19 protein-coding genes are annotated in these 23,725 nt (G+C 64.4%); 4 read left to right on the top strand and 15 right to left on the bottom strand.

What is annotated here, in order from left to right; all coding sequences use genetic code 11:
- Positions 1-17: 17 nt before the first annotated feature.
- Complete coding sequence (locus DWB85_RS02240) at positions 18-1,040, bottom strand: AraC family transcriptional regulator (protein ID WP_117952572.1); 1,023 nt, start codon at positions 1,038-1,040, stop codon at positions 18-20.
- A 170-nt stretch (positions 1,041-1,210) separates the two neighbouring features.
- Between DWB85_RS02240 and DWB85_RS02235 the strand changes: the two genes are divergently transcribed.
- Complete coding sequence (locus DWB85_RS02235) at positions 1,211-2,707, top strand: flavin-containing monooxygenase (protein WP_117952571.1); 1,497 nt, start codon at positions 1,211-1,213, stop codon at positions 2,705-2,707.
- A gap of 1 nt (position 2,708) precedes the next feature.
- Here DWB85_RS02235 and DWB85_RS02230 read toward each other — a convergent pair whose 3' ends face one another.
- Together DWB85_RS02230 and DWB85_RS02225 are read right to left on the bottom strand one after the other, a co-directional pair.
- Entirely contained in the window at positions 2,709-3,788 is a 1,080-nt protein-coding gene (locus tag DWB85_RS02230) for an MBL fold metallo-hydrolase (protein WP_117952570.1), read from the bottom strand.
- A 112-nt stretch (positions 3,789-3,900) separates the two neighbouring features.
- On the bottom strand, positions 3,901-5,481 hold the full coding sequence (locus tag DWB85_RS02225; protein ID WP_117952569.1) for an AMP-binding protein: 1,581 nt from the start codon (positions 5,479-5,481) through the stop codon (positions 3,901-3,903).
- Between the two features lie 368 nt (positions 5,482-5,849).
- On the opposite strand from DWB85_RS02225, the gene ggt reads away from it, so the two are divergent.
- Together ggt and DWB85_RS02210 are read left to right on the top strand one after the other, a co-directional pair.
- The gene (ggt, locus tag DWB85_RS02215; protein WP_117952567.1) at positions 5,850-7,658 is read left to right on the top strand and encodes a gamma-glutamyltransferase; all 1,809 of its coding nucleotides are present in this window, start codon (positions 5,850-5,852) and stop codon (positions 7,656-7,658) included.
- Positions 7,659-7,663: 5 nt separating this feature from the next.
- The gene (locus DWB85_RS02210; RefSeq protein WP_133300548.1) at positions 7,664-8,575 is read left to right on the top strand and encodes a DMT family transporter; all 912 of its coding nucleotides are present in this window, start codon (positions 7,664-7,666) and stop codon (positions 8,573-8,575) included.
- 32 nt (positions 8,576-8,607) lie between these two features.
- Here the strand turns inward: DWB85_RS02210 and DWB85_RS02205 are convergent, their stop codons facing one another.
- The 8 genes from DWB85_RS02205 to DWB85_RS02170 all read right to left on the bottom strand — a co-directional run bounded on the left by DWB85_RS02205 (position 8,608) and on the right by DWB85_RS02170 (position 18,706).
- Positions 8,608-10,182 carry a phytoene desaturase family protein gene (locus tag DWB85_RS02205; RefSeq protein ID WP_117952565.1) on the bottom strand — a complete coding sequence of 525 codons (1,575 nt, stop codon included), beginning with the start codon at positions 10,180-10,182 and terminating at the stop codon, positions 8,608-8,610.
- A 103-nt stretch (positions 10,183-10,285) separates the two neighbouring features.
- On the bottom strand, positions 10,286-11,095 hold the full coding sequence (locus DWB85_RS02200) for an inositol monophosphatase family protein (RefSeq protein ID WP_162845977.1): 810 nt from the start codon (positions 11,093-11,095) through the stop codon (positions 10,286-10,288).
- Between the two features lie 23 nt (positions 11,096-11,118).
- Entirely contained in the window at positions 11,119-11,973 is an 855-nt protein-coding gene (locus DWB85_RS02195) for an SDR family oxidoreductase (protein ID WP_117952563.1), read from the bottom strand.
- Between the two features lie 15 nt (positions 11,974-11,988).
- The gene (locus DWB85_RS02190) at positions 11,989-13,578 is read right to left on the bottom strand and encodes an ABC transporter ATP-binding protein (protein ID WP_117952562.1); all 1,590 of its coding nucleotides are present in this window, start codon (positions 13,576-13,578) and stop codon (positions 11,989-11,991) included.
- Entirely contained in the window at positions 13,578-14,465 is an 888-nt protein-coding gene (locus DWB85_RS02185) for an ABC transporter permease (protein ID WP_117952561.1), read from the bottom strand. Before DWB85_RS02185 ends, DWB85_RS02190 begins: the two co-directional genes overlap by 1 nt.
- Positions 14,465-15,397 (bottom strand): ABC transporter permease, encoded by a 933-nt coding sequence (locus DWB85_RS02180; RefSeq protein WP_117952560.1) that lies wholly within the window; start codon positions 15,395-15,397, stop codon positions 14,465-14,467. The genes DWB85_RS02185 and DWB85_RS02180 overlap by 1 nt, the downstream gene beginning before the upstream one ends.
- 5 nt (positions 15,398-15,402) lie before the next feature.
- Positions 15,403-17,067, bottom strand: coding sequence for a peptide ABC transporter substrate-binding protein (locus DWB85_RS02175; RefSeq protein WP_117952559.1), 1,665 nt, complete (start codon positions 17,065-17,067; stop codon positions 15,403-15,405).
- A 4-nt stretch (positions 17,068-17,071) separates the two neighbouring features.
- Positions 17,072-18,706, bottom strand: coding sequence for a peptide ABC transporter substrate-binding protein (locus DWB85_RS02170; protein ID WP_117952558.1), 1,635 nt, complete (start codon positions 18,704-18,706; stop codon positions 17,072-17,074).
- 127 nt (positions 18,707-18,833) lie between these two features.
- Here DWB85_RS02170 and DWB85_RS02165 point away from each other — a divergent pair, with 127 nt between their 5' ends.
- On the top strand, positions 18,834-19,334 hold the full coding sequence (locus DWB85_RS02165) for a DUF2505 domain-containing protein (protein WP_133300547.1): 501 nt from the start codon (positions 18,834-18,836) through the stop codon (positions 19,332-19,334).
- Between the two features lie 59 nt (positions 19,335-19,393).
- Here DWB85_RS02165 and DWB85_RS02160 read toward each other — a convergent pair whose 3' ends face one another.
- From DWB85_RS02160 to DWB85_RS02145, 4 genes are all read right to left on the bottom strand, one after another.
- Positions 19,394-20,449: an MBL fold metallo-hydrolase gene (locus tag DWB85_RS02160; protein ID WP_117952556.1), complete on the bottom strand. Its 1,056-nt coding sequence runs from the start codon at positions 20,447-20,449 to the stop codon at positions 19,394-19,396.
- Between the two features lie 131 nt (positions 20,450-20,580).
- A complete protein-coding gene (locus DWB85_RS02155) occupies positions 20,581-21,687 on the bottom strand; it encodes an ABC transporter permease (RefSeq protein WP_117952555.1) in 1,107 nt (368 codons plus the stop codon).
- On the bottom strand, positions 21,684-22,619 hold the full coding sequence (locus DWB85_RS02150) for an ABC transporter ATP-binding protein (protein WP_117952554.1): 936 nt from the start codon (positions 22,617-22,619) through the stop codon (positions 21,684-21,686). The genes DWB85_RS02155 and DWB85_RS02150 overlap by 4 nt, the downstream gene beginning before the upstream one ends.
- Positions 22,612-23,676, bottom strand: coding sequence for an HlyD family secretion protein (locus DWB85_RS02145; RefSeq protein WP_239017197.1), 1,065 nt, complete (start codon positions 23,674-23,676; stop codon positions 22,612-22,614). The genes DWB85_RS02150 and DWB85_RS02145 overlap by 8 nt, the downstream gene beginning before the upstream one ends.
- Between the last annotated feature and the right edge of the window lie 49 nt (positions 23,677-23,725).

The following is a 23,725-nucleotide window of genomic DNA, read 5'->3' as shown; positions in this document are numbered from 1 at the left end:
CAGGCGGGTCAGCCACATCACCGGGACACCTGGCGGAATTCGCGGGGCGAGCATCCGTGCCAGCGCTTGAAAGCGTTACTGAAATTGCCCGGCGCGCTGTAACCCAGCATGGTAGAAATCTCCTCCAGTGGCAGGGTCGAGGTGGCCAGGTACTCCCGGGCCAGCTGGTAGCGGACCTCCGCCAGAATTTCCTGGAAACTGCTGTCTTCCGCCGACAGCCGCCGGCGCAGGGTGCGGCTGGTCATGTGCAGGCGCCCGGCCACGGCATCGATGTCGGGAAAGTGGCCGGGCCTGGCCATAATCAGCCCGCGCACCTTGTCGACGAAGGTGCTGCCGGCGCGCATCCGCGCCAGCAGCAGGCGGCACTGCTGCTGGCAGGTGGCGCTGGTTTCCGTGTCGCCCAGGGGCATGGGGACATCCAGCTGCGAGGCATCCAGGTGCAGTTCCGAGCATTCCGCCGAGAAAGAGACAGGACAGCGGAAGTGGCGCGTGTAAATCCGGCGTTGCCCCTGCCCGGCGTGCATCACCTGCACGTGGCGCGGCTCCAGCGGTTTACGCAGGGCGCCCCGTCCGCCATCGACGGCTGCGGTGAGGTCGCGGTCCACGTAAAAATTGAACAGGTCGTCGGGCACCGGAATATCCGGCGATAGGCGCAGAATGCCCCGGCACCCATCGGTCAGGAAGTTCACCTGGAACAGGGAGTAGGTGAGGGGACCGTAGCTGCGCAGCACCATCATTGCCTGGCGCAGGGTGGGGGCGCTCAGAAAGGCGTAGCCCAGCATGCCGTAGCTTTCCATCCGGTAGGACTTGCCCAGCAGCAGGCCGAGCATGGGATTGTCGCTGAGCTGCACCAGGTTGCGGTGGAAGCGGAATTCCTGTTCCAGGGTGAAACCGACGTCAGAGGCGGGGCGGCTGAGGTCGGCACGCCTGAGATCGGTGCCCCGGAGACAGTCGTCGGGGGCAAAGCCCATGGCTTGCATGGCATCCAGGGCTGGAGGAATTGCCCTGATGTGATGGGTGGTATCCAGTTTGGCCGCCATATTGCGCTGTGTCCTCCCCGGGCAGCGATGGCCCTGTCGCGATAAGGTGCCAGGCTATCAGGTCTTGTCCGGAATTCATAAGTTTTTGGCCGTGATCACTATTTGATCAAGCTGCGGCAGACGCTAAAGTCTTATTCGCCATGACGATGATAAAACAGGAATCCCCAGCAATGAGCGTTGACCAAAGACCAGAGCCCTCGGTAGCCATTATCGGTGCGGGCATGACCGGCATTCTGATGGCGATCAGGCTGCGCGAGGCGGGCATCACCGACATCCAGGTGCTGGAGAAGGCCGACAAGGTGGGCGGTACCTGGCGGGAAAATACCTACCCGGGGGTGGCCTGCGATGTGCCGGCCCACATGTATACCTACAGTTTCCGCGCCAATCCCCGGTGGAGCCACCGCTTTGCCCATGGCGACGAGATCCAGGGCTACTTCGAGCAGGTCGCGGACGAGCAGGGGCTCAGTGACAAAATACGTTTCAACGAGGCGGTTGAGCAGTGTCACTACCGCGACGGCAAGTGGCAGCTGAAAACCAGCAAGGGCGCCTCCCTGGTGGTGGATTTCGTGGTGTCTGCCACCGGCATTCTCCATCACCCCGCCTATCCCGATATTCCCGGACTGGACAGCTTTGGCGGTGACATGTGGCACACCGCGCGCTGGAATCACGATGTGGACCTGCGCGGCAAGCGGGTGGGTATTATCGGCACCGGTTCCACCGCCTGCCAGGTGATTTCCGAGATTGCCTCGCTGGATTGTGATTTGACCGTGTTCCAGCGCACCGCCCAGTGGGTGCTGTCGGTACCCGACAAGGAATACAGCGAAGCGGACAAGACCCGCCTGAGCCGCAAGCCCTCGCGGCTGGCGACCCTGCGCCGCCGTTATGCCTTCGCCCTGCGCAACACCTTCAGCAAGGCGGTGACCGGCAACAAACTGTCCCACGCCCTGGTCAGCTGGCTGGCAAAGCGCAACCTGCGCAAAAGCGTCAGCGACCCCGAGTTTCGCGCCAAACTGACCCCGGACTACCCGGTGGGCTGCAAACGGCTGATTATCAGCAGCCGTTTTTATAGCGCCATCCAGCGCGACAACGTGCAGCTGGAGACAACCGCAATTGACAGCATCAGTGAACAGGGCGTGGTAACCGCGGATGGCAACACCCATAAGCTGGATGTGTTGATCCTGGCAACCGGCTTCCGGCCGTTCGATTTCATGCGGCCAATGGACCTGCGCGGCCGTGACGGCCTCAGCATTGAAGAGGCCTGGAAACACAAGGTGCAGGCATACCGCTCGCTGTGCATCCCCGGCTTCCCCAACTTTTTCCTGATGCTGGGGCCCAACACGCCGATCGGCAACTATTCGGTAATCGCCATGAGCGAGGTGCAGGCCGACTACGCCTTGAAACTGATCGATCTGTGGCGGCGCGGCGAGTTGCAAACCGTGGAAGCGACGGAACAGGCCAGGCAGCGTTACAACGACTATCTCAAGGCCGGTATGGGCAAGACAGTCTGGGTGCGGGGCTGCCAGAGCTGGTACCTGGATGCCGACGGCGACCCGGCCATGTGGCCTTATTCCTGGCAGCAGTGGGTACAGGAGCACGAACAACCGGTGCCGGATGACTTTGTGCGCCAGTCCCCCGCCGAGGTGGAGCCCCTGCGCCCCGCCGCCTGAGCTACTCGTCGAAGTCGGCGGTTTCCGGTATCTGCTGGTACCAGTCCACCCCGTTTTCATCGCGGGTGCGGGTGATGCGGTGGCGTCCCAGCAGGCAGTTGAGGTGGGCGAGGGTCTCCCCGGTAGCGAGGTGGACGTCGCTGCCCTCCATTTTCCGCGAGAACAGGGCCGGGAAGCAGTCCACCGCCCGCCGCGGCTGGTCCAGGTAATTGAACAGGGTGACCAGGTCCCGCTTGTGCCCCTCTATCAGCTGGCTCAGGCGCACGTAGAGCCCGTGGAAGGGGGCCTCGTGCGCGGGTAGTACCAGCAGGTCGTCGGGCAGGATGTCGCGAATCACCGCCTGGGAGCGCAGCCACTCCTTGAGCGGGTCGCCCATGGGCTCGGTGGGAAAGACGCTGACATTGGGCGAAATCCGCGGCAGTATCTGGTCGCCCGAAATCAACAGCTTCAGGCCCGGGCAGTACAGTGCAATGTGTTCCGGGGAGTGCCCGCGACCGACGATGGCCTGCCAGTAGTGATCGCCAATCGTAATGGTTTCCCGGTTGATCAGCCGCCGGAAACTCTCCGGCAGGGGGTAGATGGCGCGGCCGAAGGCGCCGAACTTCTGTTTGTATTGCGCCAGCCGTTCCTCGTCCCAGCCGGCCGCCCGGTAAAAGCGCAGCGCCACCGGCGGTGCCTGTTTGCCGGTGTCTGCCGCCATGGTGCGGCACATCAGGAACTCCTCCCGCGACATCCACAGGTCGGCGTCAAAGCGCTCGCAGAGCCAGCCGGCCAGGCCCACGTGGTCCGGGTGCAGGTGGGTGCAGATCACCCGCTTGATGGGCTTGCCTTGCATAAAACCGCTGAACAGCTGTTCCCAGGTGTCGCGGGCACTGTCGATGTTGAGACAGGTATCGACCACGGTCCAGCCGTCGCCATCCTCCAGCAGCCACAGGTTGATATGATCCAGGGCGATGGGCATGACAAAGCGGACCCAGTAAACCCCCTCGGCTACCTTGACCGGTTGTCCCGGCTGGATATCGGGCTTGCGGCCAAAGGGGTAGTAGAGTCCGCGGTAGGTTTCGCTGGTGTCGGGGGTCATGGTCAGTCCGGAATTGCAGGGGGAGGGCTATGTTCGGCTGCCGGGCGCCGGCTGTCCAGACTTGCAATTCGGCACCGCTACCGGTAGCGGGTGCCGCCGGCGCGGCCCGGCATCAGCCCACGCCGCGCTCGCTGCCCTCCCAGTACCAGGCTTTTACCGCTTTCTTGTCGGGCTTGCCCACCGGGGTCAGCGGTATGGCGTCGACGAAGTCTACCGACTTGGGCGACTGCACCGAACCTTTCCTGTCTTTCACCAGAGCCTGCAGTTCAGCGGCGAGGCCGTCGCCGGCCGCAATCCCGGGCCTGGGTACGATGACGGCCTTGACCGCCTCTCCCCACTGCTCATCCGGTACGCCGACCACTACCACCTGGGCGACGTCATCGTGACCGGCCAGGACATCCTCGACCTCGCGCGGGAACACGTTAAAGCCGCCGGTGACGATCATGTCCTTGGTGCGGTCGACGATGTAGAGGAAGCCGTCCTCGTCCAGCCTGCCGACATCGCCGGTGTGCAGCCAGCCGCCCGCGAAGGCCTCGGCAGTCTGCTCCGGCATGTCCTTGTAGCCCTTCATGACCAGCGGCCCGCGCACGCAGACTTCGCCGGCTTCTCCAGCCGCCACCGGCTGGCAGTGCTCGTCCAGCAGCGCCATGTGGATCCACGGCGTGGGGCGTCCGCAGGAGGCCAGCCGCGCGGGCTTCGCCAGGTCGTGGTCGGCCTTGCGCATATTGGCGATGACCATCGGGCACTCGGACTGGCCGAAAAACTGGTAGAAAATCTGGCCCCACTTTTCAATGCCCTCGCGCAGGCGGGCGGGACTCATGGGCGAGGCGCCGTAAAAAATGGTTTCCATGCTGTCCATGCTGCCGTCCGTGGCGCGGGGTGAGTCCAGCAGGAAATACAGCATCACCGGCACCAGCATGGTGCAGGTGATCCTGTGGTCGCGCACCATGTCGAAGAAACCGTCCGGATTGAATCCCTGCATGATGTAAAAGGCGCCGCCGCGCTGTAACACGGGAATGAAAAATGCTGCCGCCGCGTGGGACAGCGGCGTGGCCATGAGCATGCGCAGCTCGTCGGGGAATTCCCATTCCGCCAGCTGGATCTGGGTCATGTAGGCGCTGACCCGGTGGGGGCTCATCACGCCCTTGGGTTTACCGGTGGTGCCGCCGGTAAAGTTCACCGAGGCAATGTCCTCGGCGTCTATGTCCGGCGCTACCAGCGGCTGGGGACTGAAGCCCTGCGCCAGCGCCAGGTAGTCGTCCCCCACCTCATTGGGGCCAAAGCCCAGCAGGTTCTTCAGTCCCGGGACCCGTTGCCTGAGTGCGGTGGCCACCTCGGCGAATACCGGTGCATCGAATACCAGGGTGTCGATTTCCGCGGCCTCCAGCACATAGGCATGATCGTCGATCGAGCCCAGCGGGTGCAGCGGTGTGCCGATGCAACCCGCGAGCTGCATGGCAGCGGTATTGGCCAGTACCTCCGGCCGGTTGGCGGAAATGATCGCCACTCTGCTGCCCTTGCCAATGCCCCTGGCGCCCAGGGCCTGCAGCAGGCGGCTGGTCAGTTCCCTCACCTCGCAGTAACTGGCCACCTTGTCACCGAGGTACAGGCAGGGCCGGTCGTCATAGCGGTTAAGCCCCTCCACCAGCAGGTGTGGCATCAGGGTCGGTTGGTACAGTGCGTCGCTGCTCATTTCATCTCCGTGTTCGGTTCGCGATGTTGGTCCGGGGCCAACTCAACAAGTGTGACCAGGCCCTAGTGTTTGCGGGCCCGGCGCCGCTCGCAATGGTCGCTAGGGCCAGAAATTGTTGGATTCCCGGTCAACACGGGAAGCACCCCCTCGAGCTAGCATTTGCCACAGCAATGATGCGCAATGGCTTGCAGTATGGCGGCGATCAGCCCGTCGATTGCCAGGACCAGTGACCGGCTGGGGAGAAACCCGCAACGAGGGCGTGCACTGGTGGATATCCTGGCAAAGCGGGTCCACAGTGTAAGTCGCGCCCCGGGCGCTTACAATCTGGGATATGCTTGTCCCTGAATCAATAGCCATTCGTGAGAGCAATGAGATTATCTACATGCAAAGTCCTGTTTGCCGTTGTTACCCTGTCCCTGCTACAGGCCTGTGCCTCGCAGCCGGAGGTGTCCCGCGTGCCCGCTGAACTCGGGGCCGGCGGGCGCCCGGTCGGGGAGATCTGGTCCCGCAGCCCGGTCTACGGCAGCAGGGGCATGGCGGCGACGGCGCAGCCCCTGGCTTCCCAGGTGGCGCTGGACATCCTCAAGCAGGGTGGCAGCGCGGTGGACGCGGCCATTGCCGCCAACGCCGCCCTGGGCCTGATGGAGCCCACGGGCAACGGTATTGGCGGTGACATCTTTGTGATTGTCTGGGATCCGCAAACCCGGCAGCTCTATGGCTACAACGGCTCCGGCCGCTCACCCGGGGGGCAGAGCCTGGCCCAGCTCCAGGCCCGGATCGACGCGCTCAAAGAACGGGGAGAGCTGCCCGCGGATGCCCGGGGCATTCCCTCCCACGGTCCCCTGCCGGTGACGGTACCGGGCACCGTGGACGGCTGGTTCGCGCTCCACGAACGCTTCGGCAAACTGCCCATGAGCCAGATACTGGCGCCCACCATCGACTACGCCCGCGAGGGCTTTCCGGTCAGTCCGGTGATCGCTTACTACTTCGATCGCAGCTGGGCGTTTTTCAGCAAGCGCTTTGCCGACAGCCCGCACCTGGACAATATCCGCAACACCTGGTTCCCGGGTGGCAGGGCGGCGGCCCCCGGAGAGCTGCTCACCAACAGGGACCTGGCCGACACCCTGGAAACCATCGCCCTGGAGGGCCGTGACGCCTTTTACAAGGGCAGTCTCGCCCGGCGCATGGCGGATTACTTCGAAACCATGGAGGGTGGCCTGGCCTACCGCGACTTCAGTGAGCACCGGGGCGAGTGGGTCGTGCCGGGCAGCGTGAATTACCGGGGCTACGACCTCTACGAGCTGCCCCCCAACGGCCAGGGTTATGCCGCCCTGCAAATGCTCTCCATTCTCAAGAATGTCGATCTCGGCCAATGGCCGCGGGCCTCCGCCGAGGTGTTTCATTACATGGTGGAAGCCAAGCGCCTGGCCTTCGAGGATGTGGCGCGCTACTACGCCGACCCGGCCTTCGCCGACCTGCCCCTGAGCGGCCTGTTGTCCGATGGGTACGGCCGCCAGCGCTTCGCCGAGATCAATCCATCGGCGGCCTCGCCGACCTTCGGTCCCGGCGAGCCGGCGCTGGAGGGGGAGGGCGATACCACCTACCTGACGGTGGCCGATGAGAGCGGCATGATGGTGTCGCTGATCCAGTCAAATTACCGCGGCATGGGTTCCGGCATGGTGGCGGACGGCACCGGCTTCATGTTCCAGGACCGCGGCGAGCTGTTTTCCCTGGACCCGGAGCACCCCAACGCTTACCAGCCGGGCAAGCGGCCCTTCCACACCATCATTCCCGCCTTCCTGATGAAAGACGGTGAACCGCTGATGAGCTTCGGGCTGATGGGCGGCGGCATGCAGCCCCAGGGTCACGTGCAGGTGCTGGTCAATATGCTCGACTACGGCATGAATGTGCAGGAAGCGGGCGACGCCGCCCGCTTCCTCCACGACGGCGGTCGCCAGCCCACCGGCGTCAACGGCGACCCGCTGGGTACCCTGTACCTGGAGCCGGGGGTCCCCGCCGGCACGGTAGAGCGGCTGCGGGCCATGGGCCACAAGGTCGAGATTGATTCGCGCGGCGTGCGCTTTGGCGGCTACCAGGCGATTATGGTCGACCGGGAAAAAGGCAGTTACGCCGGCGCTACTGAAATGCGCAAGGACGGTACTGTTGTTGCCTGGTGACCGGCTTGAGCCGGCCTGAGTCCGGCCACAACACCGGGTTGGCGGTGTTGTGGATGATGCTGGCGCTGGCCTGTTTCTGCCTGCTGGCGATTGCCAGCAGGGAGCTCACAGCCAGCCTCGGCACCCTGGAGATACTGTTCTGGCGCAGCCTGCTGGGCTGGCTGATTGTCGTTACCCTGCTGCTCAGAAGCGGCGGGCTCGGCGTGGTGCGCATGCCACGGCGGATACTGGGCTGGCATTTCATGCGCAACAGCAGCCACTTTTTTGCCCAGTGCGCCTGGTTGATCGCGATTGCCGCACTGCCTCTGGCGGAAGTCTTCGCCATCGAATTCACCACGCCCCTGTGGGCGGCGCTGCTGGCGGCCCTGTTTATGGGTGAGCCCCTGAGTCGCGGGCGCTGGATCTCGCTGGTGCTGGGCCTGGTGGGGGTGTTGTTCATCCTGCGGCCGGGTTCTGCCGCCATCAATCCCGCCAGCCTGATTCTGCTGGCGGGTGCCGTGGGTTTTGGCCTCAGTGCGATCTCTACCCGCCGCCTCACCCAGCTATTGCCGGATAACCCGCAGGTTTTCCTGGTGATCCTGTTCTACATGACCGGGATGCAGGCCTGCTTCTCGCTGGTGCCGATAGTGACTGCGCTGCATCTGCCGGATTCGGTCAACTGGATCTGGCTGCTGGCCGCCGCGACCACGGCGCTGGGTGCGCATTACTGCCTGAGTCGCGCCCTGTCGCTGGCTGACGCGGCGGTCGTCATGCCCCTGGACTACCTGCGGCTGCCGTTGATCATGTTGCTGGCCTGGCTGATATACGGTGAAACCGTGTCCCTGTCCCTGCTGGCGGGCTCGGCACTGATTGTGGCCGGTAACGCCGCCGGCCTGTATCTCGAGGCCCGGCGCCTCAAGGCCAGGGCTTACGGCTGAATCCGGTCCCTTGCCTGCAGCCCGCGGCGGGTTCATATGTCGCGCAGTATCTCCCGGGCCGCGTTGTGGCCCGGTGCCCCGGTCACACCGCCGCCGGGATGGGTGCCTGCCCCGCACATGTACAGGCCGCTGATCGGAGCGCGGTAGTCGCCGTGGCCCAGCATCGGCCGGGCGCTGAACATCTGGTCGAGAGAGAGCACTCCGTGCATGATGTCGCCGCGGGTGAGGCCAAACTTGCGCTCCAGGTCCAGGGGGCTGAGCACCTGCCGGCCGACCACGCTCTGCCTGAAGCCCGGGGCATACTTTTCCACCTGGTCGAGGATGCACTCGGCCGCCGCATCCCGGTGCTGGTCCCAGTCCAGGTCGGGGTCGAACTGCTGGCAAAACAGGCTGGCGACATGCTGGCCCGGGGGCGCCAGGCTGTCGTCCAGCAGCGAGGGGATCAGCATTTCCACCAGTGGCGCGGAGGACCAGCCGTGCTCGCGGGCATCGCGATAGGCCCGGTCCAGGTAGGCCATGGTGGGGCCGATGACGATGCCGCCGGTGAGGTGATCAGCGCTGGCCCGCTCCTGTTGCTGCAGGCAGGTGAACTGCGGCAGGGCATTGAGTGCCACGTTCATGCGGAAGGTGCCGGAGCCGTTGCGGTACTGGCCAATGCGGCGGGAAAACTCCGCGGACAGCTCGGCGGGGTCTACCAGGCGGCCGTACAGCAGCGAGGGATTGAGGTTGGACACCACGACTCTGGCACGCACGGTCTCGCCGTTCGCCAGCCTTACCCCCACCGCCCGCCGGTTTTCCACCAGCACCTGCTCTACCTCGCGGTTGACCTCGATTTGCACGCCCCGTTCCCTGGCGGCCGCCGCCATGGCCTGGGTAATGGCGCCCATGCCGCCGATGGCATGACCCCAGAGCCCCTGCTTGCCGTTGACCTCGCCGAAGGCGTGATGCATTAACACATAGGCTGATCCCGGCGTGTGGGTGTCGGCATAGTTGCCCACCAGCCCGTCGAAGGCGAAAGCGCCCATGACGAACTCGTTATCGAAATACAGGGCCAGGAAGTCCGCCACGCTCTTGCTGAAAATATCCATGACGATGCGCTGGTCTGCCAGCGGCAGTTTGCGCAGGCGGTTACCGAAGCCGGCCATTTTGACCAGGTCGCGGATGCCGCCGCCGGCGTTGGGCGGGGTTTTCAGCAGGTAATCACGGATAAGGTCGGCGACCATGCCGGTGTCCCGGCTGTAGCGTTGCAGGGCCTCGGCGTCGGCCGGGGAGTAGCGGGCGATCTCGGCCTTGAGTGCCTCACTGCCCACGGGGAAGGCGAGAAAATCGCCGTTGTCATTGGGCCACAGGTTGTTGACCCGGCGCTCCACGATCTTCAGGCCGTGACGGTGCAAATCCAGGTCGCGGATGACCTTCGGGTTGAGCAGGCTGACCGTGTAGGAGGCCACGGAGTTGCGAAAGTCGGGATGGAACTCCTCGGTAATGGCGGCGCCGCCGACGACAGCGGCGCGCTCCAGGATGCGGACCTTTTTCCCGGCCCGGGCCAGGTAGCTGGCGCAAACCAGGCCGTTGTGGCCGCCGCCGATGATAATCGCATCCAGTAACATTTAGCCCTCACCCGCCGATGTACTGACCAGATTCCTGGCGACAGCTTATGGCTTCCGCTCAGCCGTCGCAATCCGCCCTCGGCGGCTCCGGTCGCCGCCGCATTCAGCGCGCTGCCGGCACCAGCAGGTCCCTCACGGTCCGCCAGGTATCGCGATCCGCCGCGGCGATCAGGCCTGTGCCCTCCGCCACGGGCCGGTAGTCGGAACCGTTGTAGCGCCCGCTATGGGCGCCGGCTTCCTCAGCGATCAGCACGCCGGGGGCATGGTCCCAGACCAGGGTCCGGTAGTAAAACACGAACTGGTAATCGCCCCGGGCGAGTGCCCGGTAATCGTAGCCGGCGCAGCCGCTGGCCGTTGTTGCTCCCAGCTGTTGTTCGCCCCGCAACGCCGCCCCGCGAAGCGCCGTTGGCAGGTATCGGGTCGACAGCGCGCCGCAGATGTTCCCGGTCGGGCCGTGAAAATCGCCGATGGTCACCCGCGCTCCGTCCAGCAGGGCGCCGGCGCCGCGCTCGGCCTCCAGCAGCGTGTCTTCCACCGGGTCCAGGATCCAGGCGGCGAGGGTCTGGCGTTCCCGCACCAGGCAGACCATGACCGCTATCGGGCCTTCGCCAGCGGCAAAATTACCGGTGCCGTCCAGCGGGTCGATCACCCACACCGGGCGCACAGAGTCCAGCGCCAGCATCGCCGTGGGGTCCTGGTGCGCCGCCTCCTCGCCCACCACCAGTGAACCGGGCAGCAGCGCCAGCAACTCGCGACTGATAACAGCCTCGCAGGCGCGGTCAGCGACAGTGACCAGGTCGCCCGGTTGTTTTTCCTCGATCTGGTGTTGGTGCAGGTTCTGCCACAGAGGCAGGATCTCGCGCGCTGCCGCTTCGCGCAGAATCGCCGCCACTGCCTGGTGATCAATGTCCACGCAGGTGCCGGCTTGCCATTGAGTCAGGGATACCTGAAGCCCGTGCAGTGTTCACTGATCTGCCACAGTTTGCGGGCGGCCTCATCATCCCTGGCCCAGGGCTTGGGCCGGGCCTGTTTGCAGTTGGCGAAGTAGGCACCGCTGACAGCGGCGACCTCGTCACTCTGGCACAGGTAGACGGAGGTTTCGGCGCCCCGGTCCGGGCTGCGGAAGAAGGGTTTCAGCAGTTTGGGCAGGATGCGTGCCAGCATACCCTCATTCTGCGAACCCAGTGAAGTGGCGACCGCGCCGGGATGCAGGCAGTTGACGGTAATGGACTGGTCCTGCAGGCGTTCGGCGAGGCTGCGGGTAAACAGGATGTTGGCCAGCTTGGAGCGCCCGTATTCGCGAAAGGTCTTGTAGCTCTGTTGTGCCTGCATGTCCTCGAAGCCCATGCCCCTGACGAAGGTGTGGGCATCGGAGGCGACGTTGATGATACGCGCCGCTGGCGCCTGCTGCAGGGCGGGCAGCAACAGGCCGGTCAGCAGGAAGGGGGCGAAGTGATTGACCGCCAGGGTTTCCTCGAAACCATCGACGGTTTCCCGGCGCCCGGTATTCACCACACCGGCGTTGTTGAGGAGTATGTCGATGGGCTTGTCCAGCGCCAGGGTGGCTGCGGCGGCTTCCCGCACGCTGTCCAGCCGGGCCATATCCATGGTAATGAGGGTGGGCTCGCTGCCGCCGGCGGCGACCAGCTCCGCGGCCAGTGCCCGCGATTTTTCCGGGTTGCGGCTTAGCAGGGTGAGGTCTGCCCCCGCCTGTGCCAGCGCCAGCGCGCTGCTGCGGCCAATACCGGCGGTAGCGCCGGTGACAACGATGTGCTTGCCCTGCAGGTCCATGATTCGGGTTCCTTGTCAGTCGATCAGCGCCCGCCCGGGAATGGATTGCAGCAGCTGGCGGGTGTAGTCCTGCTGCGGGCGCTCGAACAGGTCGTCGCCGGTGCCCTGCTCCACCACCTCGCCCTTGTACAGTACCAGTATGCGATCCGCCAGGTGGCGCACCACCGCCAGGTCGTGAGAGACGAACAGCATGGTCAGGCCATACTCCCGGCCCAGCTCCTGCATCAGGTCCAGTATCTGCGCCTGGATGGTGACGTCCAGCGCGGAGACCGGTTCATCGGCGACCACGAATTCCGGATTGGTGGCCAGGGCCCGGCCTATGGCGATACGCTGGCGCTGGCCGCCGGAAAACTCGTGGGGATACTTGCGCACAAAGTTGCGCGCCAGGCCGACATCGTCCATCAGCTTGAGCACACCGCTGGCCACGCTCTTGCGATTCTCGATGCCGTGCAGCAGCAGCGGTTCAGCCAGGGTGTCGAACACGGTCATGCGCGGGTTGAGCGAGGCGAAGGGGTCCTGGAAAATCATCTGCATGCGGCTGCGGAAGTTCTTCAGGTCGCCGCTCTCCAGTCGGGTGACGTCGGTGCCGTCGAAGGTGACGGCACCCGAGGTCACCGGCACCAGCCGCAGAATGGAACGGCCGATGGTCGACTTGCCCGAACCGGATTCGCCCACCAGTCCCAGCACTTCGCCGCGGTTGATGTCGAAACTGACATCGTTGACGGCCTTTACCGGCTCCTTGTGCTTGCCCTGCGAGAACCAGGTGCACAGATTGCGTACCTCTATCAGCGGTTGCGCCTCGCCGTCCATCGGCGTTTTGCTGCCGGCGGGAATCGCGGCCAGCAGCTTCTGGGTATAGGGGTGCTCGGCATTGTGGAAGATATGCTGGCTGTCGCCGCCTTCCACCACCTTGCCCTGCTGCATGACGATAATCTGGTCGGCGATGTCGGCCACCACCGCCAGGTCGTGGGAGATGAAAATCACCCCGATGTCCCGCCTGGTCTGCAACTCGGCGATCAGCTTGAGGATTTGCGCCTGGATGGTCACATCCAGGGCCGTGGTGGGTTCGTCGGCAATCAGCAGCTTGGGCTCGTTGATCAGCGCCATGGCGATCATCACCCGCTGGCGCATGCCGCCAGAGAACTGGTGGGGGAAGTTGTCAAAGGTGCTTTCCGGGTCACGGATGCCGACCTCTTCCAGCAATTCCAGGGCACGGCTTTTTGCCTGCTCCTTGCTGACATTCTTGTGGTAGAGCAGCGGTTCCATCAGCTGCTTGCCGATGGTCATGAAGGGGTTGAGGCAGGTCATGGGGTCCTGGAAGATCATGGCGACATCGCGGCCGCGAATTTCCCGCAGCTGGGCCTCGCTCATCTGCAGCAGGTCGCGGCCCTCGAACAGGGCCTCGCCGCCGTCGATGCGTCCCGGCGGCTGCGGCACCAGCCCCAGCATGGAGTAGCAGGCCACCGACTTGCCGGAGCCGGATTCGCCGATGATGGCGGTGATCTTGCCGGTTTCCACCGAGAAGGAAATGCCGTCCACCGCCTTGTTGGTGCCCATGCGGGTCACGAAGCTGACCTGCAGGTTGTTGACTTCGAGTAGTGCCATCAGTCTTTGGACCTCCGTACGTCCAGTGCGTCGCGCAGGCCGTCACCGAGGAAATTCAGCGAGAACAGGGTCAGGGTCAGCGCCAGGCCGGGGAAAATCAGCAGCCAGGGGAACTCTTCCATGGTTTCTGCGCCGTAGGATATCAACAGGCCCCAGGAGGTTTGCGGCGGCTGGATGCCCAGGCCGAGGAAGCTGAGGAAGGCCTCCAGCAGCATCACCGAGGGAATGGTCAGGGTGGTGTAAACGATAATCGGCCCCAGGGCATTGGGGATCAGGTGGCGGCGGATAATGGTGCTGGGAGGCAGGCCCAGGGAAATGGCCGCCTCGACGAACTCCTGCTGGCGCAGCTGCTGCACCTGGGAGCGCATGATGCGCGCCATGGTCAGCCACTCTACCGCGCCAATGGCCAGGAACAGCAGCAGGATATTGCGGCCGAACACCACCATCAACAGGACAATGAAAATCATGAAGGGCAGGGCGTAGAGGATGTCGACAAAGCGCATCATGGCCGCGTCTACCCGACCGCCGACATAACCGGCAATGGCGCCCCAGGTGATGCCGATGAGCAGCGCCACCGAGGTGGCGACGAAACCCACCGCCAGGGAGATGCGGCCGCCGTACATGATCTGGGTCAGCAGGTCGCGGCCGAAAATATCGGTGCCCAGCCAGTGGGCCGCCGAGGGCGGGGTGGCGCCCAGCTCCAGGTTCTGGGTTTCGTAGGAGTAGGGGGCGATCCAGGGGGTCAGGATGGCGATGATCACGAACAGGATCAGGGTGATGCCGCCAAACAGGGCGAGCCTGTTCTTGCGCAGCCGCAGCCAGGCGTCGTGCCACAGGGAGGAGCCCTGTTCCGCTTCGGTAATATCGGTAATCACTTCTGTGGTCATCAGTTTTCCCCAAACTGTGTGCGCAGGCGCGGGTTCATCCAGGCGGCGAGGATGTCCGACAGCAGGTTGAACAGCACGATCAGTGTGGACAGGAACACGGTGGTTCCCAGGATCATGGTGTAGTCGCGGTTAAACGCGGCCTGCACGTAAAAACGGCCCAGGCCCGGGATCTGGAAAATGGTTTCCACCACGAAGGAACCCGCCAGCAGGCCGGCGAAGGCGGGGCCGAGAAAGGCCACTACCGGGATCAGGCCACCGCGCAGGGCGTGCCGGGTGACCACCTGCCATTCCGGCAGGCCCTTGGCCCGGGCGGTGCGAATGTAGTCCTGGGACATGACTTCCAGCATGCCGGCCCGGGACAGGCGGGCGATGTAGGCGGCATAGGCCGAGCCCAGGGTAATCGACGGCAGCAGTTTGTCGCCGGGTATATCTCCCCAGCCGGAGACCGGCAGCCAGTCCAGGTAAATGCCGAACACCAGTACCAGCAGCGGCCCGAGCAGGAACGAGGGCATGCAAATACCGATCATCGCCGCCGTCATGGGTACATAGTCCTGGGCAGTGTTCGGTCGCAGGGAGGCAATCACGCCGGCAACGCCGCCGATGACGATGGCCACCAGCAGCGCGTACAGGCCGAGTTCCGCGGTGACCGGCAGGCCGGCGCCGATCAGTTCGTTAACGCTGCGACCCGGGTACTTGAATGATGGCCCGAACTCGCCCTGGGCCAGGTCGCCGAGATAGGCCGTGTACTGGGCGAACAGCGGCTGGTCCAGCCGGTACTGGGCCTCCAGCGCCGCTTTCACCTCGGGCATGACCGCCTTCTCGCTGTCGAATGGTCCACCGGGGGCGATGCGCACCAGGAAGAATGTAACGGTGATCACTGCCAGTATCACCGGGATTGCCTGCAACAGGCGGTAGCCGATAAATCGCCACATCTTGTTTATTTGTCCTCGCCTTTCCAGACCGGGATCGCCGGGTCCAGGCTGATGTATTTATAGTGCTGTAAGTCGAGCACATTGGGTGGTGCTCCTTTTACACTGGGCTGAACCAGGTGCTTGCTGTTATAGGTGTAAAGCGGCAGCACCGGAACCTCATCCAGCAGGATGGCCTCCGCTTCCTGCATCAGCGCAGTGCGTTTCTCCGGGTCCGCCTCGGCGGGCACCAGCGCGAGCATTATTTCATCATATCGCGCGTGGGAGAAGCCGGTGCGGTTGATACCGCTCTCGCTGGTCAATATGTTGAGGTAGGTCGCCGGGTTGAGGTCGGCGGCAATCCAGCCCATGCGGGAAATGGTGTAATCGCCCTCATTAACGGTATCGAGGTAAACCTTCCACTCCTGGTTGGCCAGGGTGATGGCTATACCCAGCTCCTCCTTCCACATTTGCTGCAGGACGACGGCGATCTTGCGGTGGTTTTCACTGGTGTTGAAGACAAATTCCATCGCCGGCAAACCCGCACCACCGGGGTAGCCGGCGGCCGCCAGCTGCTGGCGGGCGCGCTGTGGATTGTAGTCCAGGGCCGGGGGCGACTGGTAGCCGGGGGTGTTGACCGGTACCAGGCCGGGATTTGGCACCTCGGTTTGCAGCAATACGGTATCGACCAGCTTGTGCCGGTCGGTGGCCAGCGCCAGGGCCTGGCGCACCCGCTGATCGTCGAGGGGCTCACGCCTGGTATTCAACTGCAGGAAGTAAGTGCCCTGCCAGCGGTGCTGCTGATAGGGTGAGTTGGCCATGGCCTGGTAGCCGGGGATCTTGCTCAGCGGCACTGTCTGGGTGAAGTGCAGCTGGCCGGCCCGGAACATTTTCTCTTCCGCTGTCGCACTTTCGACCGGATGAAATACCACCGCGTTGAGACTGACATTCCCCCGGTCCCAGTAGGTGTCGCTGCGAGTCACCTCCAGGCGCCGGTTGAGTTGCCATTCACTGAGTACGAAGGGACCGTTGCTGACGATATTGCCCAGCCGGGTCCAGCCGGAGAAACGGTCGGTCCATGCGCCGTGGGCCTCGATGGTAGCGCGATGTACCGGGTAGGTGGGGTAGGTGCCCATGGTGCTCAGGAAGTAGGGATCGGGGTTGTTCAGGTGGATGCGCAGGGTCTGCGGGTCCACGACCTCGATGCCAACGGATTCGGGATCGTTGTTGCGGCCGGTGGCGAAGTCCTGGGCGCCGGCGATACCAAACAGGGTGTAGGCCAGGTGGTTGCCCATTTGCGGGTGGATAGAGCGCAGCAAGGACCAGTGGAAGTCCGCGGCGGTGACCGGGTCGCCGTTGGACCAGCAGGCCCGGGGGTTGAGGTAAAAGGTATAGACCCTGCCGTCGGCGGAGATGTCCCAGCGCTCGGCGACGCCGGGCACCATTGCCATGCTGTGGGGGTGGCGGGTGACCAGGCCCTCGAACAGCGCCCGGGCGATGTTGACCTCGGGCGAACCGCTCATCACGTGGGGGTCGATGCTTTGCGGCTCGCTGCCGTTGCCGAAGTGCAGGACGCCGTCGCGGTTGCCCGCGGTCACGTTGGATGCGCTGTCACCGCAGGCGGCCAGGGCCAGTGCCAGCAGCATTGCCGTCAGGGCAGGGCCCCAGCGCGCGGTGCTGCCGGCGGCTGGCATGGGCTTACTCTCCCTCGCGCTCCTGTTGCCAGTCCGGATCCAGCCAGACGTACTTCAGGTTGAGCGAGTCCATCAGGTTGGATGGCAGCCCCTTCACGCTGTGGTGAATCAGGTGTTTGCTGGTGTAGGTGTAGATCGGCAGGATGGGCATTTGCTCCATCAGCAGGGTTTCCGCCTCGTGGAATATCCGGTACCGCTCTTCCTGGGTTTTGGCCTGGGGCGCCAGCTGGAGAATCATCTCGTCGTAGCGGGGGTCGGAGAAACCGGTATTGTTATTGCCGCCGTCGGTGAGATAGAGGTCGAGGAAGTTGTTGGGGTCGACGTAGTCACCGATCCAGCCGCGGCGGGCAATCTGGAAATTCATCTGGGTGACAGAGTCCAGGTACACCTTCCACTCCTGGTTGGCGATGGTCACCGGAATGTTGAGCACATCCTTCCACATCTGCTGCAGGGCAACGGCGATCTTGCGGTGGCTCTCCGAGGTGTTGTAAATCAGCTCCAGCCCGGGCCATCCCTCGCCGTTGGGGTAGCCGGCGTCGGCCAGCAGCTGGCGGGCCTGCTCCGGGTCGTAGTCGAACAGCTTGGGCGGGTAGTAGCCCAGGGTGTCCGGCGGGGTGATGCTGTAGGCCGGCACATTGGATTTTTGCAGCACCGTGTCATTGAGCTTCTGCCGGTCGATGGCCATGGACAGGGCCTTGCGCACCCGCACGTCGTCCACCGGCGGCCGTTTGGTGTTGATCAGGTAGAAGTAGGTACCCAGGTAGGGCGCCTGCACGTAGGGCGTATTCTCCATGGCCTGGTACACGGGGATCTTGTCCAGGGGGATGGTGTTGGTGTAGTGCAATTGCCCCACCCGGAACATGCGCTCCTCGGACACCAGGTTCTCGGTGGGATAGAACACCACGCCATTGAGCCTGACCTTGTCGCGATCCCAGTAGGTATCGCTTTTCTCCATGGTGATACGGCGGTTGAGCTTCCACTCAGTGAGGTTGAAGGGACCGTTGTTCACCATGTTTTCGACCCGCGTCCAGCGGGTGAAGCGGTCAGTTTTCTTGCCGTGCTTGAGAATGGTTTCCGGGTGCACCGCGAAGGTGGAGTAGTGGTCCATCAGCTGGATGAAGTAGGGCGTGGGGGCGTTGAGCTTGACCACCAGGGTCTGGTCGTCCGGCGCCTTGATGCCGACCTGGTCAAAGTCGTCCAGCTCACCTTTGGCGTAGGCCTCGGAATTGACGATGGGAAACAGCATATAGGCGTAGAGGTTACCCATGGCCGGATTCAGCGCCCGCTCCCAGGACCAGAGATAGTCGCCGGCGGTCACTGGCTCGCCATTGGACCAGCGCGCCTCGGGGTTGATGTGGAAGGTTACCGTCTTGCCGTCGGCGGACACATCCCAGGATTCGGCCACGCCGGGCTCGGGCTCCAGGGTGTAGGGGTTTTTCACCGCCAGGCCCTCGAACAGGGCGCGAATCAGCTTGTTCTCCGGCACTCCGGTAACCACGTGCGGGTCCAGGCCCTGGGGCTCTGAGCCGTTGCCGAAGTGGAGGATGCCCTCGCGGTTGCCGCGCTCGACGTTGGTTTCCCCGCCGGTGCAGGCGGTGAGCAGCACTGCGATAGCCAAAATCAGGAATCTGTAGGTCATGGGTGATACCGGGACTGGAGTTGATCGCGCATTATACAGAATCCCTGCCACCGGGACCTAGCCCGCAGGGAATACTGCGTCTGGCGCCCGTGTGGCAACTGCCAGCAAGCGGTCTAAGCTTCTGCAGGTGATAGACGAACAGGAGTCCATCAACATGGCCATTGAGTACCAGATCGAGTGCGACGCCGGGACCGTTTTCCAGTACCTGACCGACAGGGATTTCCTGGTCGAGCGCATCGAGGCCCTGGGCGAGGACCCGCCCACTGTCAAGGTCAGCAGAAAGGGCAAAAGCGTCGAGATCAAGCTGCAGCGGGTACGGCACCTGAAGCTGCCGGCGGTGGCGGCCAGGATTGTCGGTGACGACCAGCGCTTCGAAATGATCGAGCGCTGGCGGGCGGACGGGGACGGCTGGACAGGCGACTATACCCTGGACGTGGTGGGTGTGCCGGCCCGGATCGAGGCCGAGTTCGAGCTGCGCCCCGCCGCCGATGGCTGTGTTTACAGCATCAGCCACAGCCCCAGGGTCAACGTGCCGCTGGTGGGCAAGAAACTCGAGGCGATCCTGCGCAGGGAAACGGAGCAGGGCTGTGACGCGGAAATCGATTACCTGGTGGCAGCAATCGCCTAGCGGCGATGCTGGTGTTTGCGCCGGCGGCTGAGCAGCCGGCGCTTACCGCCGGCCCGGTATCAGCCCAGGGGCAGTCCCAGCCGGTTCCACTGGATCATGCCACCGGACAGGTTGGCGGCCCGCTCCACCCCCGACTTGAGCAGGATCTGCGCCGCCATGGCCGAGCGCTTGCCGGACTGGCAGATGGTGACAACCGGCCTGTCACCGGGAACCTCGTCCAGGCGATCGCGCAACTGGTCCAGGGGAATCAGGGCGGCATTCGCCACATGGCCGAGCTCCCCGGCGTACTCGCCTGCGCTGCGCACGTCCAGCAGGAACAGTTCATCCCGGTGACGGGCCACCCAGTCGGGGAGGATCTCGGGGATGCCGGCGAAGCTCATGGTCACAGGCCCCCAGCCGGGAGTGTCGGCAAGCTGACCATCTTCGGGTTTGCCGCCGCGCATATTTGCCGGTACCGCGATGTCGATCAGGCGGGGATGGGGCAGCCCCATGTTTTCCATGTAACCGACGAAGTCCTCCTCCCGGGCGTCGCCGCCAATACGCGGGTTGAACGCCTTTTCCTCGGCCACGGTGGAGACGGTGCGGCCGCTGTAGTCGTGGCCTGGGTACAACAGGCAGTCCTCCGGCAGGGAGAAAATCTGCTCGCGGATGCTGCGCCACATCCGGTGGGCATCCCCGGCCTGGAAGTCGGTGCGCCCGGCGCCGCGGATCAGCAGGCAGTCGCCGGTAAAGGCCATGTCCTGGTCGCGGCTGACATAGGTGAGGCAACCGTCGGTATGGCCGGGCGTGGCGCGCACCGACAGTGACTGGTTGCCAAAGGCCAGCACGTCGCCATGGCCGACCGCGACGTCCGTCTCCGTCACCCCGGCACCGCTGGCGATCACCGTCTGCGCGCCCAGGTTCTCACGCATCAACCAGGCGCCGGTAATGTGATCTGCGTGCACGTGGGTATCCAGGGTGTAACGCAGCGTGAGTCCCAGTTCACGAACCAGCGCGGCATCGCGGCCGTGCTGTTCGAAAACAGTATCGATAATTACCGCCTCGCGAGTATCGGGGCAGCCCAGCAGGTAGGTGTAGGTGGAAGAGCTGTTATCGTAGAGTTGGCGAAAAATCATCCTGCGCTCCTGGTTATGACAGCGGCAAGTCTAGCACCGATGCGCCCGTGGGGAACGGGTCTGTTCGATGCCCGGCGCTGGCAGAGGCGCGCACCGGTGCTGCTGCCGGCGGTAGGCGCCTGGCACAAGCTTCAGTCGAGGCGTTTGTGAAAGCGCTTGGTGGCGATAGCGAGCATGATGGCGGCGAAAGCCAGCAGCCAGAGCAGCTCGGCCCACATCTGCCCGACATCCGCCCCGCGCAGGTAAACCCCGCGAATGAGGCGGATGAAGTGGGTGGCCGGCAGCAGTTCGGCGATGAGCTGGGCGGCCTGGGGCATGGCGTCAAAGGGGAACATGAAGCCGCTGAGCAATATCGATGGCATGAGGATAAACACCGTCATCTGCATGGCTTCCATCTGGGTCGTGGCGACGGTGGATATCAACAGGCCCAGGGCGAGGCTGGCGGCGATAAAGGCCAGGGTGATGACCGACAGGTCGAACAGGTCGCCCTGGAACGGTACATTGAATACCAGCCGGCCCAGGCCGAGGATAATGGTGATCTGGATGAGTCCCACCAGCACATAGGGCAGCAGCTTGCCCAGCATCAGTTCCAGGGGCCGAATGGGGGTGGTAATCAGCAGCTCCATATTGCCCCGCTCGCGCTCCCTCACCAGTGCCACCGAGGTGAACAGGATCATGGTCATGGTGAGGATTATGGCCGTCAGGCCGGGCACGATGTTGACTGCCGAACGGCGCTCGGGGTTGAAGAACAGGGCCACTTCAAAGCTGGGTGTGGTCTGGGTGTAGGCCCCCGCGGGTGCGCCGGCTTCGAGCATCAGGGGCATGTTGCGCAGCCCCAGCAGCGCCGAACCGACCACCGTGTCCGAGCCGTCGACCAGCCACTGCCCTGCGGTAGCGCCACTGGCCAGTCGCTGCGGCAGGTCCCGGGGCAGCACCAGGGCGGCGCGGATATCGCCGGCAACAATCGCCGCCTCCGCCTGCGCCGGGGTGTCGTACTGGGTGACAATGTCGACTACCTGGGTCACCCGCACCTGCTCGCTGATGATCCGCGCCGCGGCACTGTCGCTGAGGTCCACTACCGCCACCGGAATGTCACGCACCATGGTGTTGATCGCGTAGCCGAACAGCAGCAACTGGATGAGCGGGATCATTACTACCATGCCGAAGGTGACCCGGTCGCGGGACAGCTGGCGCAGTTCCTTGCCGGCGACGGCGCTCATGCGCTGCAGGGCGCTCATCGCTGCGACTCGCCCCGGGTGCAGGCCACGAACACGTCCTCAAGGCTGGGTTTGCCCGGCTGGATGTGCAGTGATTCCGCGGCCAGTTCCCGTCGCAGGCGCTGTACAGCTGCATCGCCGTCGGGTCCAGTGTCCGCCATCAGTACCCGCAGGTGCAGACCCTGCTGGGCGGCGGACTGCACGCCCTCAATGCGCAACAGCCGCTCTTTTACCTGGCGCAGGTCCGCGCCCTGGATCTCGATGATCCGGCCCGCCAGTTCATCCATCAGCTGCTGCGGCGCACCGTGTTTGCGCAGGTTGCCGGTTTCCAGCACTGCCAGCTGGTGGCAGCGCTCGGCTTCGTCCATGTAGTGCGTGGATACCAGTATCGTGGTTCCCTCGTCGACCAGGTCGAACAGCTTTTCCCAGAAGTCCCGGCGGTTCTCCGGGTCCACCGCCGAGGTTGGCTCGTCCAGAATCAGCAGGTCGGGTTGCTGCAGGGTGGCCACCGCCAGTGCCAGGCGCTGGCGCTGGCCGCCGCTCATGGCCCTGGCGAGCCGGCCGCGCATGCTGGCCAGCGCATAGCGGTCCAGCAGCTGGGCAACCCGATCCCGGGCCGCGGCCCGTCCCATGCCGTAGATCCGGGCCATGAAATGCATGTTTTCGCTGACGCTGAGGTCATCGTAGAGGGAGAACTTCTGCGTCATATAGCCGATTCGCAGCCGCAAGCGCTCCGCGTCGCGGGGAATTTCCAGGCCCAGCACTGAAATATCCCCGCTGCTGGGGGTGAGCAGGCCGCACAGCATGCGGATGGCGGTGGTCTTGCCTGAGCCATTGGGCCCCAGGAATCCGTATATCTCACCCCGGGGAATCTGCAGGTCCAGCTGGTGGACGGCGCGCAGGTCGCCAAACTGTTTGCTCAGGCCCCGGGTTTCGATGGCCAGTTCAGTCATCCCCCAGGGCACCTTCTCTGGCTACGCCATTCACCTTGTGCCCCAGGGCACCCTCTCTGGCTGCGCCATTCACCTTGTGCCCCAGGGCACCTTCTCTGGCTGCGCCATTCACCTTGTCGGTGAGCAGCACCTGTACCGGCACGCCGGTGGGCAGGTCCGCCCCCTCCTGCAGGTCGAACTCGGCCAGGTAGACCAGGCGCGCACGGTCAGAGGCGTTCAGCGCATAGTAGGGGGTGAAGGCGGGATCGGTGGCGATCCAGCGCAGCTTCCCGCTGTACAGTTTGTCCAGGCCATCGATTTGCACCGGGTATTCATCGCCTACCCGCAGTCGCGCCCGCCAGGGTTCGGGCACGTACACCCGGGCAAAGGGCTGGTCGCCGGCCAGCATGACGGCCAGGGTCGCCCCCAGGTTTACCCGTTCCCCCACGTTCCAGGGCAGGCTGTCCAGGTAGGCGTCACGGGTCGCCACCACCGAGAGTTCCGAGAGCCGGTGCTGCTCCAGCGCCAGCTGCGCCTCTGCCGCCTGCAGGGCGGCGGCGCCAGCATCGAGCTGCTCCTTGCGGGTGCCGTTGGTCAGCCGCAGCAATTCTTCCTCGGCGGATTCCAGGTTGGCTTCGGCCGCATCGCGGCTCGCCAGGGCGCGGTCGAGCTGGGCCTGCGCCGCCAGTTGCTGTTGCACCAGGGAGACCGCCCGCTGGTAGTTCGCGTTCGCCTCGACCAGGGTCGCCCTGGCGCCTGCTACCCGGGCGGTGGCGGCGGCAATATCCTCGGGACGGGCGCCGTTGCGCAGCTCATCCAGCTGTGCCGCGGCCCGACCCACCTCGGCCCGGGCGCGGGCGACGATGGCTTTCTGGCGGCTGTCATCGAGCTGCACCAGCAGGGTGCCCGCGGTGACCAGGGTGCCCTCGGGCACCGGCTGCGCGGTGATGATTTCATTGTCGGTGGCTTTCAGGATCACCCGGTCCCGTTCCAGGGTACCCAGCGCCTGATCGGCGCTGTGGTCACCGCAGGCGGTGACCAGGTAGAGGGACAGGCAGAGCGCGAATAGCCGGGTCACTGGCGTGAAACTCCTGTAGCTGCTGGTACCGGTAAGTTGCTGTTGCGCC

It is taken from the genome of Seongchinamella sediminis (genome assembly GCF_003457605.1).
GTDB lineage: Bacteria > Pseudomonadota > Gammaproteobacteria > Pseudomonadales > Halieaceae > Halioglobus > Halioglobus sediminis.
The sequence above is the reverse complement of the archived record's forward strand: the minus strand, read 5'-3'. Positions and strand labels throughout refer to the sequence as shown.

What these genes read in the sequence shown, in the direction of transcription:
- DWB85_RS02240 (WP_117952572.1), bottom strand. Translation starts at nt 1,040, where the DNA reads ATGGCGGCCAAACTGGATACCACCCATCACATCAGGGCAATTCCTCCA.
- DWB85_RS02235 (WP_117952571.1), top strand. Translation starts at nt 1,211, where the DNA reads ATGAGCGTTGACCAAAGACCAGAGCCCTCGGTAGCCATTATCGGTGCG.
- DWB85_RS02230 (WP_117952570.1), bottom strand. Translation starts at nt 3,788, where the DNA reads ATGACCCCCGACACCAGCGAAACCTACCGCGGACTCTACTACCCCTTT.
- DWB85_RS02225 (WP_117952569.1), bottom strand. Translation starts at nt 5,481, where the DNA reads ATGAGCAGCGACGCACTGTACCAACCGACCCTGATGCCACACCTGCTG.
- ggt (WP_117952567.1), top strand. Translation starts at nt 5,850, where the DNA reads ATGAGATTATCTACATGCAAAGTCCTGTTTGCCGTTGTTACCCTGTCC.
- DWB85_RS02205 (WP_117952565.1), bottom strand. Translation starts at nt 10,182, where the DNA reads ATGTTACTGGATGCGATTATCATCGGCGGCGGCCACAACGGCCTGGTT.
- DWB85_RS02195 (WP_117952563.1), bottom strand. Translation starts at nt 11,973, where the DNA reads ATGGACCTGCAGGGCAAGCACATCGTTGTCACCGGCGCTACCGCCGGT.
- DWB85_RS02190 (WP_117952562.1), bottom strand. Translation starts at nt 13,578, where the DNA reads ATGGCACTACTCGAAGTCAACAACCTGCAGGTCAGCTTCGTGACCCGC.
- DWB85_RS02185 (WP_117952561.1), bottom strand. Translation starts at nt 14,465, where the DNA reads ATGACCACAGAAGTGATTACCGATATTACCGAAGCGGAACAGGGCTCC.
- DWB85_RS02180 (WP_117952560.1), bottom strand. Translation starts at nt 15,397, where the DNA reads ATGTGGCGATTTATCGGCTACCGCCTGTTGCAGGCAATCCCGGTGATA.
- DWB85_RS02175 (WP_117952559.1), bottom strand. Translation starts at nt 17,067, where the DNA reads ATGCCAGCCGCCGGCAGCACCGCGCGCTGGGGCCCTGCCCTGACGGCA.
- DWB85_RS02170 (WP_117952558.1), bottom strand. Translation starts at nt 18,706, where the DNA reads ATGACCTACAGATTCCTGATTTTGGCTATCGCAGTGCTGCTCACCGCC.
- DWB85_RS02160 (WP_117952556.1), bottom strand. Translation starts at nt 20,449, where the DNA reads ATGATTTTTCGCCAACTCTACGATAACAGCTCTTCCACCTACACCTAC.
- DWB85_RS02155 (WP_117952555.1), bottom strand. Translation starts at nt 21,687, where the DNA reads ATGAGCGCCCTGCAGCGCATGAGCGCCGTCGCCGGCAAGGAACTGCGC.
- DWB85_RS02150 (WP_117952554.1), bottom strand. Translation starts at nt 22,619, where the DNA reads ATGACTGAACTGGCCATCGAAACCCGGGGCCTGAGCAAACAGTTTGGC.